This is a genomic window from Moraxella nasicaprae, assembly GCF_025643275.1.
In the GTDB taxonomy this organism is placed as follows: Bacteria; Pseudomonadota; Gammaproteobacteria; order Pseudomonadales; family Moraxellaceae; genus Moraxella; species Moraxella nasicaprae.
This window is the reverse complement of sequence record NZ_CP089977.1, coordinates 1,237,960-1,252,479: the sequence shown is the minus strand read 5'-3', so window position 1 is coordinate 1,252,479 and position 14,520 is coordinate 1,237,960. Positions and strand designations below refer to the sequence as shown.

The following is a 14,520-nucleotide window of genomic DNA, read 5'->3' as shown; positions in this document are numbered from 1 at the left end:
AATCCTTATGAAGGGTAATGTGATTAAAATGATAAAATTAGTCTTCGTAAACCAAATGTGCCTTATCAACACTATCAAAAGCAATGTCAAATTCTAGCTTATCTTCGGTCACCACAGTCATGCTATTTTCATTGACTGCCTGCAAACGACCGACCACTTTTCGGCGTTTGGTATCGCCTGTACCAATGGCATGAATCAATCGCAAATTGATGATTTCGCCCACATATTCAGCCACCTGCTCACGAGTAAAGAGTGGACGATCAAAGCCAGGGCTAGACACTTCCAGCACATATTCGCCAGCGATGGGGTCATGCACATCGAGCACGCCTGATACCTGATGATTGACCGCAGAGCAGTCTTCGATGGTAACATGCTCACCTGCCGCACGATTTTCAGGCAGGCTTTCGATATAAATGCGAAGTAAGGATTTGCGTCCTTGTGGCATAAACTCAATGCCCCACAAATCCACGCCACACGCAGCAACCGCAGGGGCAATCAACTCTGTCAATTCAGCAACTTTACTTGATGGTTTCATAATCTACAATGAAATTCCTATAAAAATGGCAGATGATAAATACAAAAAAACCCACAAAACACATCGTTGGTGGGCAATCTTAATACCAGCCGAAAAGTTTGGATAATCCAAACACCTAATTTGGTTTACTTTGTCCAACTTAGGATTTTCTTTATAAAAGTGGTAGCGGGGGCTGGATTTGAACCAACGACCTTCGGGTTATGAGCCCGACGAGCTACCAGACTGCTCCACCCCGCATCAATGTCCTACTATTATAACCAATCTCTTGGTATTGTCAAGCAATTTTTTGAATATTTTTAATTTGGTGCGATCGGAGGGACTTGAACCCTCACGCCGTGAAGCACCACCCCCTCAAGATGGCGTGTCTACCAATTCCACCACGATCGCAAAACTTGGGTTATTCTACCCAAAAACTCAATCAATAGCAAGCAGCTTAGTGAGTTTTTTGTGCAGGAGCTGAGGTAGTTGCTGGCACATCAAGTCTTAGCTGGTCTTGGGCTTGTTTTTGGGCATGATACGCCAAAGCAAGACTGGTGATAAAAAAGATGGTTGCCAAAATCGCTGTCGCACGGGTCAAAAAATTGGCAGAGCCTGATGCACCAAATACCGTACCTGCCGCACCTGAGCCAAACGAAGCACCAGCATCTGCCCCTTTGCCATGCTGAATCAAAATCAATCCGCTCATCACGATGGCGACAATAATATGAATGGCTAAAATAACTGTAAACATAATCTTCTCAAAATAGCAAAAATCTGCTTTCTTATAAACTCATCAGATTGGCTAAATAGGGTCTGATGACACAAAATCAAGCAAATGCTTCAATAATCTGTGCAAAACTGTCTGCTTTTAGGGACGCACCACCCACCAAAGCACCGCCAATTTCATCAAATTGGGCAAATTGCCCAGCATTGCTGGCATTGACGCTGCCTCCATATAGAACGCTAACACCTGACAAGCCCATATTGGTTAGGACACTTTGGATATGGCGATGGGTATGCACCACTTCATCGACCGTTGGTGTCAGACCCGTGCCAATCGCCCACACAGGCTCATAGGCAATGATGAGCTTGCTTGCTGGCACTTCAATTGATGACAAAATCGCCAACTGCTCTTCTAGTACGGTGAGTGTCTGAGCGGCTGTATATTGTTCTTTGGTCTCGCCAATGCAAAACACCACTGTCAAATCAGCATGCAGTGCCTGCTGTATCTTGGCAGTCAGCAGTATCGTGCTTTCGCCATAATACGAACGGCGTTCTGAATGCCCAACAAGCACAAACTGAACCCCTGTATCAACAAGCTGAGCGGCTGACACATCGCCTGTGTAAGCACCCACATCAGCGGTAAACGCACAAATGTCTTGGCAACCAACCAAAATATCCGTCTTTGACAAAAGACCGCTCACCGCATCAAGATGCACCAAACTTGGGGCACAACCCACTTGCACTGTCTTGGTCTGACCGTTTAAGGTGGACAAAAACTGTGCCAGTTCCATCGCTTGGGCTTTGGTGGCTGGATTGGTTTTCCAATTACCGATGACATATTTGCTGTTTTTCATAAGACTTCCATTGATACAATAGCAATACACCCTAAACGCACCATTATAACCTAAATTCGCCAACAAATAAAAAGCATTTTGTAAATTTCACAAAAATCATCAAAAACACTTGGTATTTTGCTCAAAAAACGCTACTATCAGGGCAATATTTTATCCACTTGCTTAATTTGTATGATGAATACTGCTGTTTTTGGGCATGGGCTTGCCAAGATTTTATCCACGCATCAACTATTAGACCAAACAACCCTGCACACCGCCATACAAGACGCACGCAATCAGGCGATGCCCTTGGTCAGTCATTTGGTCGCTCAGCATCTACTGCCCGCCAGCACCATCGCCAATCTACTGAGCCAAACGCTTGGATTGACCGTGATGGATTTGGACGATTGGCATGAGGCTTTGCCTGATGATTTGGACGAAAAACTCATCACTCGCCATCGAGTGTTGCCCTTGCAAAGACAAGGACAATGGCTTAAATTAGCGATGAGCGACCCAACCAATCAAGAAGCCATTGACGCTTTTCGATTTGCCACCAGATTGCACATTGAGCCTGTACTGGTCGAAGAAGACAAGCTAAGCCAGTGGCTCCAAAAACAACATTTTGGCACACCCATCGAGCTTGATGGCGAAGAAATCATCGAAAACACCGATGATGATACAACCATCTTGGACACACCGACCGTCAAATTTGTGAATAAAATCCTAACAGATGCCATAAAATTACAAGCGTCAGACATTCATTTTGAACCCTATGAGACACAGTGTCGCATTCGCTATCGCATTGATGGCGTGATGCACACCATCAGCACTTTGGCAAACAGTCACGCCAATAAGATTGCCGCACGCCTAAAAATCATGGCATCGCTGGATATTTCTGAACGCAGAAAACCCCAAGATGGACGCATCAAACTGCCCATCAGTGAACACAAATCGGTGGATTTTCGAGTCAGTACCCTACCCACCTTATTTGGCGAAAAGGTCGTATTAAGAATCCTAGATGGGCAAAAATCTCTCATTGATATTGACAAACTTGGTCTTAATGATATTCAAAAACAGCAATTTTTGACCGCCATCAACAAACCACAAGGCATGATACTCATCACAGGTCCAACAGGCTCTGGCAAGACGGTGTCATTATATACCGCTCTTAGTTTGCTCAATCAAGAAAATCGTAATATTCTAAGTGCCGAAGACCCTGTGGAAATCTATCTTAATGGCATCAATCAGGTGAATATCAATCCAAAAATTGGACTGGATTTTCCCGAAGTACTACGAGCATTTTTACGCCAAGACCCTGATGTGATTATGGTGGGCGAGATACGAGATACTCAGACCGCCCAAATCGCCATCAAAGCCGCCCAAACAGGACATTTGGTCTTATCCACTTTGCACACCAATTCATCCAGCGAAGCCGTTGGTCGCTTGCATAGCATGGGCGTGGTCAATTTTTTGTTGGCTGATTCGGTAAGTCTCATCATCGCCCAAAGACTTGCCAGAAAACTATGCAGTGACTGCAAACGCCCCATCACAATCCCCAGACAAAGCCTAAGCGAAGCAGGATTTTCGCCAGCACAATGTGACAATCCACCTGTGATTTTTGAAGCGGTGGGCTGTCATCGTTGTCGAGATGGCTATCGTGGACGCATTGGTGTTTTTGAATGCCTGCCCATCACGCCTGACATCGCTGATATGATTATTCAACAAAAAAGCAGTCAAGACATCGCCAAACACAACTTTCAAGCAGGCAATCTGAGCCTCAAACAATCCGCCTTACAATTGGTGGCTGACGGCATCATCAGTTTGCAAGAAATGTATCGGGTGATACATGACTAAATCCAAACACTTTCGCTACAAAGCCATCGACCGTCGTGGACAGACAGTCAAAGGCGACATACAAGCCAGCAATCCTGCTCTTGCCAAAGTATCGCTGACAAAACAAGGGTTGTCTGACATTCGCCTGTCGGTCGCCAGCAAACCTCTGTTGCCACGCAGCACCAAAGTCCACTCAAAAGAATTACTCATCGTACTAAGAACGCTGGCAACCTTAGTGCAGGCTGGCATCATGCTGGATAAAGCATTATCCATCATCGCCCAAAACACCCATCATCGCCATCTAAAACAAGTCATCACACAAATCAGGCAAGACATCGAATCTGGGCTAAGTTTTGCCCATGCCATCAAAAAACACCAGTACATCTTTGGACGCTTGACCATCGCCCTCATCGACGCTGGCGAACAATCTGGCACACTAGATATGATGCTCATACAGCTTGCCAATCATCATGAAAATCAGGTCAAACTCAAACAAAACCTTCATCAAGCCCTGCGATATCCTGTGGCGGTTGTGGCTGTGGCACTGATTGTGATGACGGTGCTACTACTCAAAGTCGTCCCAAGTTTTGCCAAGACCTTTGAATCGATGGGTAGTCAGTTGCCGTTATTGACTCAGCTGGTGCTACAATTATCAGAAATATTGCGTGCCTATTTTTGGTATGGTTTTATCATGTTGGCTGCCATATCCGCATTCATCGGCTGGCGATATCGTCGTCGTCAATCCACTCGTCTGTATCTTATCAAGCACATCATGCGAATACCTGTGATTGGTCAATTACTCAAAGACAGTGCCAATGCCAGATTTGCCAGTGCACTTGCCATCACTTTTGGTGCAGGGGTGGCGTTGCCACACGCCATACAGCTGGCAAGCCACGCCACGAATGATGAACTGTTCATCGAGCAAATGCACACGCTCAAATCCCAAGTGCAGACAGGCAGCACCCTAACCAGCGCCGCCAAGCAATCGGGTCTATTTACACCCATCAGCATACAGTTGATGATGATTGGCGAAGAATCTGGACAGCTGACACAAATGCTTGACAAAATCGCTTTGTATCATCAAGATGCCGTGCAACAAACAACCAAAACCCTGCTTAATATGCTAGAACCCATCATCATGATTGTGCTGGGCGTATTGGTTGGGACTTTGGTATTGGCGATGTATTTACCGATTTTTTATTTGGGCATAGGGTCATAAGATGATGTGGATTATTGGTCTATTCGTGGCAATCATTGGAGCCTGTATGGGCAGCTTTATCAATGTCATCATTCATCGCTTGCCCATCATGATGTATCAACAATGGCATCAAGACATCATACAATACTTGCAAGAGAAGTCTTTATCCACCGACTGCCAAACAGAACTCATCGCCCAACTGTCTGACAGTCAGCCCATCAATCTATCCTATCCTGCATCACATTGTGTGCATTGCCATCATCGCATTGCTTGGCGTGACAACATTCCCATCATCAGCCATCTGCTTTTGGGTGGCAGATGTCGGCATTGCCAAAATCCAATCGCCAAAAGCTATCTACTCATCGAACTGATGGCAATGTTGCTTAGCGTGATGAGCCTTGGGGTGTTTGGCATATCCATGCAGTTATTGTGGGTATTGGCTTTTGTGTATCTTTTGCTGGCACTATCCGCCATTGACTACAAACATCAGCTATTGCCCGACCGACTGGTGGTGATATTAGGACTGCTGGGCATGATTGCCAATGTCAATCATACTTTTGCCACAGCCAATGATGCCTTGCTTGGTGCGGTGGCAGGCTTTGGTGTGTTATGGCTTATCAATGCCATCTATCGACTCATCACAGGGCATGACGGCATGGGGCTTGGCGATGCCAAATTACTGGGCGTATTGGGTATTTGGCTGGGAGTTTGGCTGCTGCCTTTGGTGCTGTTTGTCGCCGCTTTATTTGGGGTGGCGGCAGGTCTGTATCATCAAAAACAAGGCACTCATCGTTTTGCCTTTGGGCCTTATTTGAGCATCGGCGGTGTGGTTGGGCTATTTTTTGGCAAGGCAGTGATGGCGTATCTATTCATGCCAATCGGATGAATTGGTTGGTGGCGGTCTAAAATATGCTTAGACCAAGTTTTTTTCGCCCCAAACCATTAGAACAAGAAAGCCATTATCGTTTGACAAACCAACCATGCACCGCTTTCTTGGTTGCTTATTTTTAAGCCCCAAACTCATTTTTTTAATAAAATACAGGAATTTATGATGATTATCATTGGTCTAACAGGCGGTATTGGTAGTGGCAAAACAGCGGTCAGTGACTATTTTGCAGGACTTGGCATTGATGTCATTGATGCTGATGTCATCGCCCACAAACTCACCCAAAAAGGCAGCGATACTCTAAAAAAATTACAGCACACCTTTGGCGATTGGGTCATCGACCAAGAAGGTAACTATGACCGCAAAGCCATGCGAGCTTATGTCTTTGACAACCCTGATGCCTTACAAAAACTTAACGCCATCATGCACCCTGCCATCAAAGATGCCATCAATCAAGCACTGGCAATGGCGACATCAAGCTATGTGATACTCTCAGTGCCATTATTATTTGAAACCAGACACAACCAGCCAAGCCTACTGTCCTTGTGTGATTATTTACTTGTCATCGATGTGCCAACATCACTACAACAAACCAGAGCCAGTCAGCGAGACGGTAACAGCCTTGCCCAAATCCAATCCATCATCAACAAACAAATTAGCCGTGCTGACAGACTGGCATTGGCAACAACGCTAGGGGCGGATATTATCCAAAATACAGGCACGCTTGATGAGCTGTTTGCCAAACTTGCCCCATTACACCAAAAATATCAACAGCTTGCTCAGTCAAATACTGCCCAATAAAAAAACGCAAGATTCATCAAATAAACCTTGCGTCATCAAGCCATGCGGGCAGTCTAAGTTTTAGCAGTATGTCACATTAGCTTGACATACCACTTGCCCCAAGCTCATTATTTTTTGCCAGCCTCAATCTGAATGTCAAGTTTGACTGACTTACTCATGCCCACATCAACCAAATAATTCATGCCCCATTTGGTACGGTCGATGGTTGCGGTAAAATCACCACCACACACTTGGGTTTTTAGCATTGGGCTGTCGTAGCAATTAAATTTGTTGGCAATCAAGCGAACAGGGTGAGTCTTGCCCAACAAAGTCAGCTTGCCATCAACTGATTTAAGTTTATTTTTTACAAAATTAAATCTGGTTGATTCAAAACGCATTGTCGGATAAGCTTCTGCATTGAACAAATCCGCTGATAGCAGATGCTGGGTAAATTGTGGCGAGCTGGCTTGTAGATTCTTGACAGGAATCTCGATGTCTAGCTTACCCTTGCGTTTGGCTTGGTCAAAATCAACCTGACCTGTCAATCCATAAAAACCACCCACATTGGTGCTGGTCTTAAAGTGGTCAATGGCAAATCTGGCATTGGTGTGAAATGGGTCAATCTCATAAGTTGCCGCCATCGCTGAGCTGGCAGTCGCTACCGCCACAAGAGCGGTCAATAGTTTGGCTTTCATCATATTTTCCTGCAAAGTGAATGAATCATACTGTTTGGTATTATGCCAAGTTTTCATCAGTTGCACAAGGCAACAAAAACGCAACTTCATTTTGCAAAAATGCAAAGATAGCAATAACAACACTCAAACATTGACATAATCTTTGGCATCAGGCAACCACATACTCATCATCAAGGAGGCTTGCTTGATGCTATTGGGGTCGTTAATAAGATGACGAGCAATCACGCCTGCTGCTTCTAGCAACGCTTCATCACGGACAATATCCGCCAAATAATAACCCATATCGCCTGTTTGGCGTTTGCCCAACAACTCGCCTGCACCACGCAGTTCAAGGTCTCTTTGAGCAATGACAAAGCCGTCCGTACTGTCTCTTAATACATTCAATCGCTCAATCCCTGTGGGCGATAACGGTGCTTGATACAGCAGCACACAAAAACTTTTGGCACTGCCACGCCCCACCCGACCACGCAACTGATGCAGCTGAGATAGCCCCAATCGCTCGGCATTCTCAATCACCATCAAAGAGGCATTTGGCACATCAACACCCACCTCAATGACGGTTGTCGCCACCAACAAATCGATGTTTCCCTCTTTAAAAGCCTGCATGGTTGCCTGTTTTTCGCCAGCTTTCATCTTGCCATGCACCAACCCCAAACGAATATCCAATCGGTCACATAAATCTTCATACATCAGCTGTGCTGATTGAGCGTCCAGCGTGCTAGATTCCTCAACCAAAGGACACACCCAATATGCCTGTTTGCCTGCCTTGCAATTTTCACGAATGCGTTCGATGACCTCATCTCGGCGGTCTCGATTGATGGTGGCGGTGGTGATGGGAGTGCGATTGGGTGGCAGTTCATCAATGACGGACACATCCATGTCGCCATACATACTCATTGCCAGCGTACGAGGAATGGGTGTGGCGGTCATCGTCAGTTGGTGTGGGGTGCTGTTTGCCACGCCTTTATTGGTGAGTTTAAGTCGTTGTTCCACACCAAATCGATGTTGCTCATCAATGATGACCAAACCCAATTTGGCAAAGACCACGCTGTCTTGAAACAAAGCGTGCGTCCCTACGACAATCTGCACCTCATTTTCGGCAATGCGATGCAGCATCTGTGAGCGTTCTTTGGCAGTCTGCTTGCCAGCCAACCAGCCAACACCAATCCCAAGTGGCTCAAACCATTTTTGAAAATTGATGAGATGCTGTTCCGCCAAAATCTCGGTCGGTGCCATGATTGCCACCTGCCACCCACTATCCAACGCACGACACGCCACCATCGCAGCGACCAGCGTTTTGCCAGCACCGACATCGCCTTGTATCAAGCGAAGCATCGGCTGAGAGGTTGCCATATCCGCCACTGCATCGCCAATCACTCGCTGTTGAGCATTGGTTAGCTTAAACGGCAACCCTTCTGCCAATTTTGTCGCCAATGGGCTATCGGTTTGACACAAGGGTGCTTTATGGGCATAAACATTATTTCTGCGAAACAAAAAACTTAGCTGATGAGCGACCAATTCTTCGATGATAAGCCTGCGACAAGCTGGGTGACTACGGTCTTTTAGCCCTGCCAAAAGCTGTGTTTGGCTAAAAATATCAGCGTGTATGTCAGGCAAATGAATCTGCCGTAATGCTGGCAAAACATCGCTCAATCCTGCCATACCAACAAGGGCAAGCTGCTCATCATGCAATCCATACAGCCCATCATGCGAAACGGTTTGCAAGGCTAAGCGTACCAACTGACGAATCTTGTTTTGGTGCAGACCCTTAACCGATGGATAAATTGGCAGCAATCCTGTCTGGGCAGATTGCGTGCCTGTCAAATAAAACTCTGGGTGCGACATCTGCACGCCATAATGGCTGATTTTAATTTCGCCAAATGCCGTGATTTTTGCCCCAATCGTCATCGTATTGACAAGCGAAGCATAGCTACTAAAAAACCTTAGCACCACAAGCCCTGTCTCATCTTCAAGCGTGACCGACAGACCTGTGCGATTTTTTTCAACATCAATCACCACGCCTGATACCAATGCCGTCATGCCATGTTCTAGCTGAATCATGGGTACAATACGGCTGCGATCTTCATAATCTCGTGGCAGGTGCATGAGCATATCAAAAATACGCACAATGCCAAGCTGTGCCAAACGGTTTGCCAATGCTTGCCCCACGCCTGCCAAAGCAGTGATGGGCAAATGAACGGCAGGAATCTGATGAGACATAATGATTACTTATTGATTGATTAGACGCGAAAAAGTGTTAGCAAAATTTTAAAATAATTTATCCATAAAAGCAAAAATGATTTTATCATGGCATATCAGATACAAAATCGCTACGCAAGCCCACTACTTTTTTGCCAAATATCTGGTCAAGCTGTGCTACACTTGCCAAAAATTGATTGGGCGTTTTGTCAATACGCCAAACCAGCACAAGGTTGATTATGAATACAGCACTTCGTACGGCAGTTGCCACCTCTTTATCAGCGATTTTTCTGACAGCGTGTAGCTCGATTGATGCACCATCAACCACCCCAAAAACCACCGTCAAACCTGCCACACCAGAGCGTCCTGTGGTGGCATTGGTGCTGGGCGGTGGCGGTCTGCGTGGTTTTGCTCATGTGGGTGCGATTCAGGCACTAGAAGAAAACGGCATTTATCCTAATATGGTGGTCGGTACCAGTGCTGGGGCGATTGTCGGCTCGATGTACGCCTCTGGCAAAGACAGCAAAAGTCTAACAAGCATTGCCTTGCGACTATCGCCACATGAGCTGATTGATTTTAGCCCATCAAAACAAGGCTTGGCAACAGGGGAAAAGCTACGCCAATACATCAACGCCCAAACTGGCAATCGCCCCATCGAGCAGCTGCCCATTCGTTTTGTGGCGGTAGCAACTGACATGCAGGATAAAAAGGCGGTGGCATTCTCATCAGGCGAGACAGGGCTGATGGTGCAAGCCTCTGCCAGCGTGCCAAATTTCTTTGTGCCGCCACGCATTCCAGTCGATACTGGCAAAAAATACATTGACGGCTCAAACACCGCTTTACTGCCAGCCGCCATCGCCAAAGAACTTGGGGTAGATGTCGTCATCAGCGTGGATATCATGGCAAATGCCAAAGACCGCACCAACGCACAACACGACCTAGAACATCAAGACAAGAACACCAATAACACCATCTCCATCGGTCGAGACGATAAAGGCATCACCGCCAAATGGGGCAAAGACACCTTTAATATCCCAATCGATTTATCACAGATTGACCAAGCCACCAAAGACCTGCCGTTTGAGCTGCCCTTAGGAGAAATCATCGGTGGCGTGCTGGGTGCTTTTCCACAGATTGCTGAAATTCCCCTGCCAAAAGGTCTGCCCAATACTTTGCCAAAAAGCCAAGAGGAATTTTATCAATTTTTGGGCAATATTGGCATCAACAATAAAGCCAAAGCTGCTGACATTAAGGCAAGCGATGTGCTGATTCAGCCACAGACATACAAAGTTGGTTTTAATCAAGAAGACCGCCAAGCTCTGATAACATCTGGCTATCAAGCGACACTTGCCCAAATACCCGCCATCAAAGACGCCATACAAAACGCCAAATATACCCTTGTTGGCACAACTCAATAATCAGCACCCATCAAAAAACCGCTTGCCCTAGGATGATAAGGACAAGCGGTTTTTTTAATGATTGGCGTGTATCCATCAACAAACAAGGCTGGCTCATACTCGCTCGATGATGGTGGCAATACCCTGACCTAAACCAATGCACATCGTGGCAAGCCCAAGCTGGGTATCTTGTTGTTCCATCACATTGATGAGTGTGGTGGTGATTCTTGCCCCAGAACAACCCAATGGATGTCCTAACGCAATCGCACCGCCATGATGATTGACAATGTCTTGTTTGTCATACAGTCCCAAGCCTTTTAGCACAGACAAGCCCTGTGCTGCAAAAGCCTCATTAAGCTCAATGGTCTGAATATCCGCCAATGACAAACCTGCTCTTTTCAGTGCCTTTTGGGTGGCTGGCACAGGTCCATAGCCCATGATGGCAGCATCACAGCCTGCCACCGCCATTGAGCGGATTTTGGCTCGTGGTTTTAGTCTCAATGCCTTGGCTTTTTGAGCGGACATTACCAGCATGGCAGACGCTCCATCAGATAAAGCGGAGGAAGAGCCTGCCGTTACTGTGCCGTTGGCAGGGTCAAAGACGGGTTTAAGTTTTTGCAGGCTTTCTAAATTGGCATCAAAACGAATGACTTCATCTGTCTTGCATAGCTGCAAATTTCCCGCCTCATCATGCCCTTCTACACCCACGATTTCATTGGCAAATTTACCTTCTAGGGTGGCTTTGGCGGCTTTTAGGTGGGAATTTAGGGCAAACACATCTTGTTCTTGTCTGCTAATACCATTGATACGCCCCAGCATTTCGGCGGTCAAGCCCATCATGTTTGAAGCACGAGCAAAGTGCTTGGAGGCTTTTAGGTTGGGGTCAATGCCATGCGTCATGCCCACATGACCCATATGCTCCACCCCGCCAATGATGAACATATCGCCTTGATGAGTCATGATTTGGGCAGCAGCTGTATGTAATGCTTGCATCGATGAACCGCAAAGGCGATTGACCGTCTGAGCAGCGACAGTTTTTGGCACGCCTGCCAACAAAGAAGCATAACGAGCAATGTTCCAGCCCTGCTCCAAAGTCTGATTAACACAGCCCCAAATCACATCTTCTAACTGAGCAGGGTCAATGTCATTTCGTTCAATCAACGCACGAATCAATGCGGCTGACAACTCATCAGCTCGCACATGGCGAAACATACCATTTTTGGATTTACCCATGGCAGTTCGAACACCATCAACAATCACCACATCGGTTGGATTTAGTACAGTCATGATGATTTCCTTATATTATGATTGATAAAAAGTTTCGCCAGTCTGTGCCATTTGACGCAGCTTGTCAGGAGCTTGATACGCCTTACCAAGATGAGCATAACGGTCACACAATGCCACAAATGCCTCAACGCCAATTTGGTCGATGTAGCGACATGGACCGCCCCTAAATGGCGGAAATCCCACGCCCAAAATCATCGCCATGTCCGCTTCGGCAGCACTTGCCACGATATTGTCTTCCAAACAACGCACCGTTTCATTACAAAACGCCACCATCATGCGGTCGATGATTTCTTGGTCATCAAAGGCTCGCTTGTCTGTTTGTACCTCTGCCAATAGCTGATGAGTTGTTTCATCGACCAGTTTCTTTGGTTTGCCTTTTTTATCAATTTCATAGCGATAAAAGCCAAGCTGATTTTTTTGACCCAAACGATTTTGTCCATACAGATGCTCAATACCACCTGTATAATCTGGCTTCATGCGGTCAGGAAAACCCTCTGCCATCACGGCTGCACCATGCACACCTGTATCCAAGCCCACCACATCAATCAGATACGCAGGCCCCATTGGCCAACCAAAATGCTCCATCGCTTTGTCAATCTGAACAAAGTCAGCCCCCTCTTTGATGAGCAAATCAAACGCACCAAAATAAGGAAATAACACACGATTGACCAAAAATCCAGGGCAATCATTGACCACAATCGGTGTTTTGCCCATCTTTTGAGCCAACGCCACAGTTGTTGCCACTGCTTCATCAGAGGTCTTTTCGCCACGGATGATTTCCACCAAAGGCATTCGATGAACAGGGTTAAAAAAGTGCATGCCCACAAAATTTTCTGGGCGTTTTAACGCAGTAGCAAGGTTGGTAATAGAAATGGTTGAAGTGTTAGAAGCGATGATGGCATCATCTTTGGTGAGTGCCTCAACCTCTGCAAGCACGCTCTTTTTGATGGCTGGATTTTCAACCACCGCCTCAATGACAATATCCACCTCGCCAAAATCTGCATAGCTTAGCGTTGGTCGGATTGTTGATAGCACTTGTCCCATTTTGACTGGGTTGATTTTGCCTTTGTCCACTTCTTTGGCAAGCAGTTTGCCAGCCTCGTTCATGCCGAGTTCTAATTGGGCTGATTTAATGTCTTTCATGATGATGGGCAGACCTTTAACCGCTGCTTGATAAGCGATACCGCCACCCATAATCCCTGCACCAAGCACGGCTGCCGTCTTGATGTCATGAGCGTGCTTGCTGTGTGATTTGGCAAGTTTTTTGACCAGTTGGTCGTTTAAAAATAATCCAACCAACGCCTGTGCTTGCAAGGTTTTGGCAGCTTTGGCAAAACCTGCGACCTCAATTTTAATCGCCTCATCACGATGCAAATTGGCGTGTTTTTCAATGGCATCAAGTGCCAACGCAACCGCTGGATATTGTTTTGGATTGGCTTTGGCAAAAATCATGCCTTTGGCACTATTAAATGCCATCGCCTGTTCCAGCTCGCCAAGCTGAATGGGGCTTTGTTTTTCAATACGGCGAGCTTGCCAATCAAAATCACCATTGATGCACTTTTGCACCAAATCCATCGCTGAATCAAACAACTGCTCATCAGCCACCACAGCATCAACCAGACCAATTTTTAGGGCATCTAAGGGTCGATAGGTTTTGCCTGTGGCGATGGCCTCTAAGGCATTGTCCACACCAATCAGACGACTGGCTCGCACCGTGCCGCCCCAACCAGGATAAATACCCAGCTTGGTCTCAGGCAATCCAATTTGCCCCAAACCATTCATCACTCGGTATTCACACACCAAAGTCATCTCACAACCACCGCCCAATGCCGCACCGCCAATGGCAGCGACTTTTGGAAATGGCAAATCCTCAAAACGGCTAAATACCTGATTGACCTGCAATAGCCAGTTTTCAAGCCATTCCTGAGGCTGTCCAAAATACCCCACAAATTCGGTAATGTCCGCCCCTGCAATAAAGACCGACTTATTGGAAGTCAGTACCAAGCCTTTGATGTTTGGTGTTTGTTCAAGCACGCCAACCACTTCGGCAAATTCTTGATTGGTGGTTTTGTCAAATTTATTGACGCTACCGTCTTTGGCATCAAAACACAGCTGCACAATGCCATCGCCATCTTTGACAAAGTCCAGCCAAAGATTATTTCCTTGATAAATCAT

Annotated in this window: 12 protein-coding genes and 2 tRNA genes; 5 read left to right on the top strand and 9 right to left on the bottom strand. The window is 46.4% G+C overall.

Features of this window, described 5'->3' with window-relative positions; translation table 11 throughout:
* Positions 1-37: 37 nt before the first annotated feature.
* The 5 genes from rimP to tpiA all read right to left on the bottom strand — a co-directional run bounded on the left by rimP (position 38) and on the right by tpiA (position 2,091).
* Entirely contained in the window at positions 38-535 is a 498-nt protein-coding gene (rimP, locus tag LU297_RS05895) for a ribosome maturation factor RimP (RefSeq protein ID WP_263075631.1), read from the bottom strand.
* A 160-nt stretch (positions 536-695) separates the two neighbouring features.
* Positions 696-772: transfer RNA gene (locus LU297_RS05890), tRNA-Met, on the bottom strand.
* Between the two features lie 65 nt (positions 773-837).
* A tRNA-Leu gene (locus LU297_RS05885) sits at positions 838-922 on the bottom strand.
* A 46-nt stretch (positions 923-968) separates the two neighbouring features.
* Positions 969-1,265: a preprotein translocase subunit SecG gene (secG, locus tag LU297_RS05880; protein WP_263075630.1), complete on the bottom strand. Its 297-nt coding sequence runs from the start codon at positions 1,263-1,265 to the stop codon at positions 969-971.
* 76 nt (positions 1,266-1,341) lie between these two features.
* On the bottom strand, positions 1,342-2,091 hold the full coding sequence (gene tpiA / locus LU297_RS05875; protein WP_263075629.1) for a triose-phosphate isomerase: 750 nt from the start codon (positions 2,089-2,091) through the stop codon (positions 1,342-1,344).
* 171 nt (positions 2,092-2,262) lie between these two features.
* On the opposite strand from tpiA, the gene pilB reads away from it, so the two are divergent.
* The 4 genes from pilB to coaE all read left to right on the top strand — a co-directional run bounded on the left by pilB (position 2,263) and on the right by coaE (position 6,788).
* Positions 2,263-3,924 carry a type IV-A pilus assembly ATPase PilB gene (pilB, locus tag LU297_RS05870; protein ID WP_263075628.1) on the top strand — a complete coding sequence of 554 codons (1,662 nt, stop codon included), beginning with the start codon at positions 2,263-2,265 and terminating at the stop codon, positions 3,922-3,924.
* Entirely contained in the window at positions 3,917-5,122 is a 1,206-nt protein-coding gene (locus LU297_RS05865) for a type II secretion system F family protein (protein WP_263075627.1), read from the top strand. The genes pilB and LU297_RS05865 overlap by 8 nt, the downstream gene beginning before the upstream one ends.
* 1 nt (position 5,123) lies before the next feature.
* On the top strand, positions 5,124-5,987 hold the full coding sequence (locus LU297_RS05860; RefSeq protein ID WP_263075626.1) for a prepilin peptidase: 864 nt from the start codon (positions 5,124-5,126) through the stop codon (positions 5,985-5,987).
* A 162-nt stretch (positions 5,988-6,149) separates the two neighbouring features.
* Positions 6,150-6,788, top strand: coding sequence for a dephospho-CoA kinase (coaE, locus tag LU297_RS05855; RefSeq protein ID WP_263075625.1), 639 nt, complete (start codon positions 6,150-6,152; stop codon positions 6,786-6,788).
* Positions 6,789-6,895: 107 nt separating this feature from the next.
* On the opposite strand, the gene LU297_RS05850 is transcribed toward coaE, so the two are convergent.
* Together LU297_RS05850 and recG are read right to left on the bottom strand one after the other, a co-directional pair.
* Positions 6,896-7,462 (bottom strand): YceI family protein, encoded by a 567-nt coding sequence (locus LU297_RS05850; protein ID WP_263075624.1) that lies wholly within the window; start codon positions 7,460-7,462, stop codon positions 6,896-6,898.
* A 123-nt stretch (positions 7,463-7,585) separates the two neighbouring features.
* Entirely contained in the window at positions 7,586-9,682 is a 2,097-nt protein-coding gene (recG, locus tag LU297_RS05845; protein WP_263075623.1) for an ATP-dependent DNA helicase RecG, read from the bottom strand.
* A gap of 218 nt (positions 9,683-9,900) precedes the next feature.
* On the opposite strand from recG, the gene LU297_RS05840 reads away from it, so the two are divergent.
* A complete protein-coding gene (locus LU297_RS05840; protein ID WP_263075622.1) occupies positions 9,901-11,079 on the top strand; it encodes a patatin-like phospholipase family protein in 1,179 nt (392 codons plus the stop codon).
* Positions 11,080-11,172: 93 nt separating this feature from the next.
* Here the strand turns inward: LU297_RS05840 and fadA are convergent, their stop codons facing one another.
* Positions 11,173-12,345: an acetyl-CoA C-acyltransferase FadA gene (gene fadA / locus LU297_RS05835; protein ID WP_263075621.1), complete on the bottom strand. Its 1,173-nt coding sequence runs from the start codon at positions 12,343-12,345 to the stop codon at positions 11,173-11,175.
* 15 nt (positions 12,346-12,360) lie between these two features.
* Positions 12,361-14,520 (bottom strand): fatty acid oxidation complex subunit alpha FadB, encoded by a 2,160-nt coding sequence (gene fadB, locus LU297_RS05830; protein WP_263075620.1) that lies wholly within the window; start codon positions 14,518-14,520, stop codon positions 12,361-12,363.

What these genes read in the sequence shown, in the direction of transcription:
- recG (WP_263075623.1), bottom strand. Translation starts at nt 9,682, where the DNA reads ATGTCTCATCAGATTCCTGCCGTTCATTTGCCCATCACTGCTTTGGCA.
- fadB (WP_263075620.1), bottom strand. Translation starts at nt 14,520, where the DNA reads ATGATTTATCAAGGAAATAATCTTTGGCTGGACTTTGTCAAAGATGGC.
- rimP (WP_263075631.1), bottom strand. Translation starts at nt 535, where the DNA reads ATGAAACCATCAAGTAAAGTTGCTGAATTGACAGAGTTGATTGCCCCT.
- LU297_RS05840 (WP_263075622.1), top strand. Translation starts at nt 9,901, where the DNA reads ATGAATACAGCACTTCGTACGGCAGTTGCCACCTCTTTATCAGCGATT.
- coaE (WP_263075625.1), top strand. Translation starts at nt 6,150, where the DNA reads ATGATGATTATCATTGGTCTAACAGGCGGTATTGGTAGTGGCAAAACA.
- LU297_RS05865 (WP_263075627.1), top strand. Translation starts at nt 3,917, where the DNA reads ATGACTAAATCCAAACACTTTCGCTACAAAGCCATCGACCGTCGTGGA.
- fadA (WP_263075621.1), bottom strand. Translation starts at nt 12,345, where the DNA reads ATGACTGTACTAAATCCAACCGATGTGGTGATTGTTGATGGTGTTCGA.
- LU297_RS05850 (WP_263075624.1), bottom strand. Translation starts at nt 7,462, where the DNA reads ATGAAAGCCAAACTATTGACCGCTCTTGTGGCGGTAGCGACTGCCAGC.
- tpiA (WP_263075629.1), bottom strand. Translation starts at nt 2,091, where the DNA reads ATGAAAAACAGCAAATATGTCATCGGTAATTGGAAAACCAATCCAGCC.
- pilB (WP_263075628.1), top strand. Translation starts at nt 2,263, where the DNA reads ATGATGAATACTGCTGTTTTTGGGCATGGGCTTGCCAAGATTTTATCC.
- LU297_RS05860 (WP_263075626.1), top strand. Translation starts at nt 5,124, where the DNA reads ATGATGTGGATTATTGGTCTATTCGTGGCAATCATTGGAGCCTGTATG.
- secG (WP_263075630.1), bottom strand. Translation starts at nt 1,265, where the DNA reads ATGTTTACAGTTATTTTAGCCATTCATATTATTGTCGCCATCGTGATG.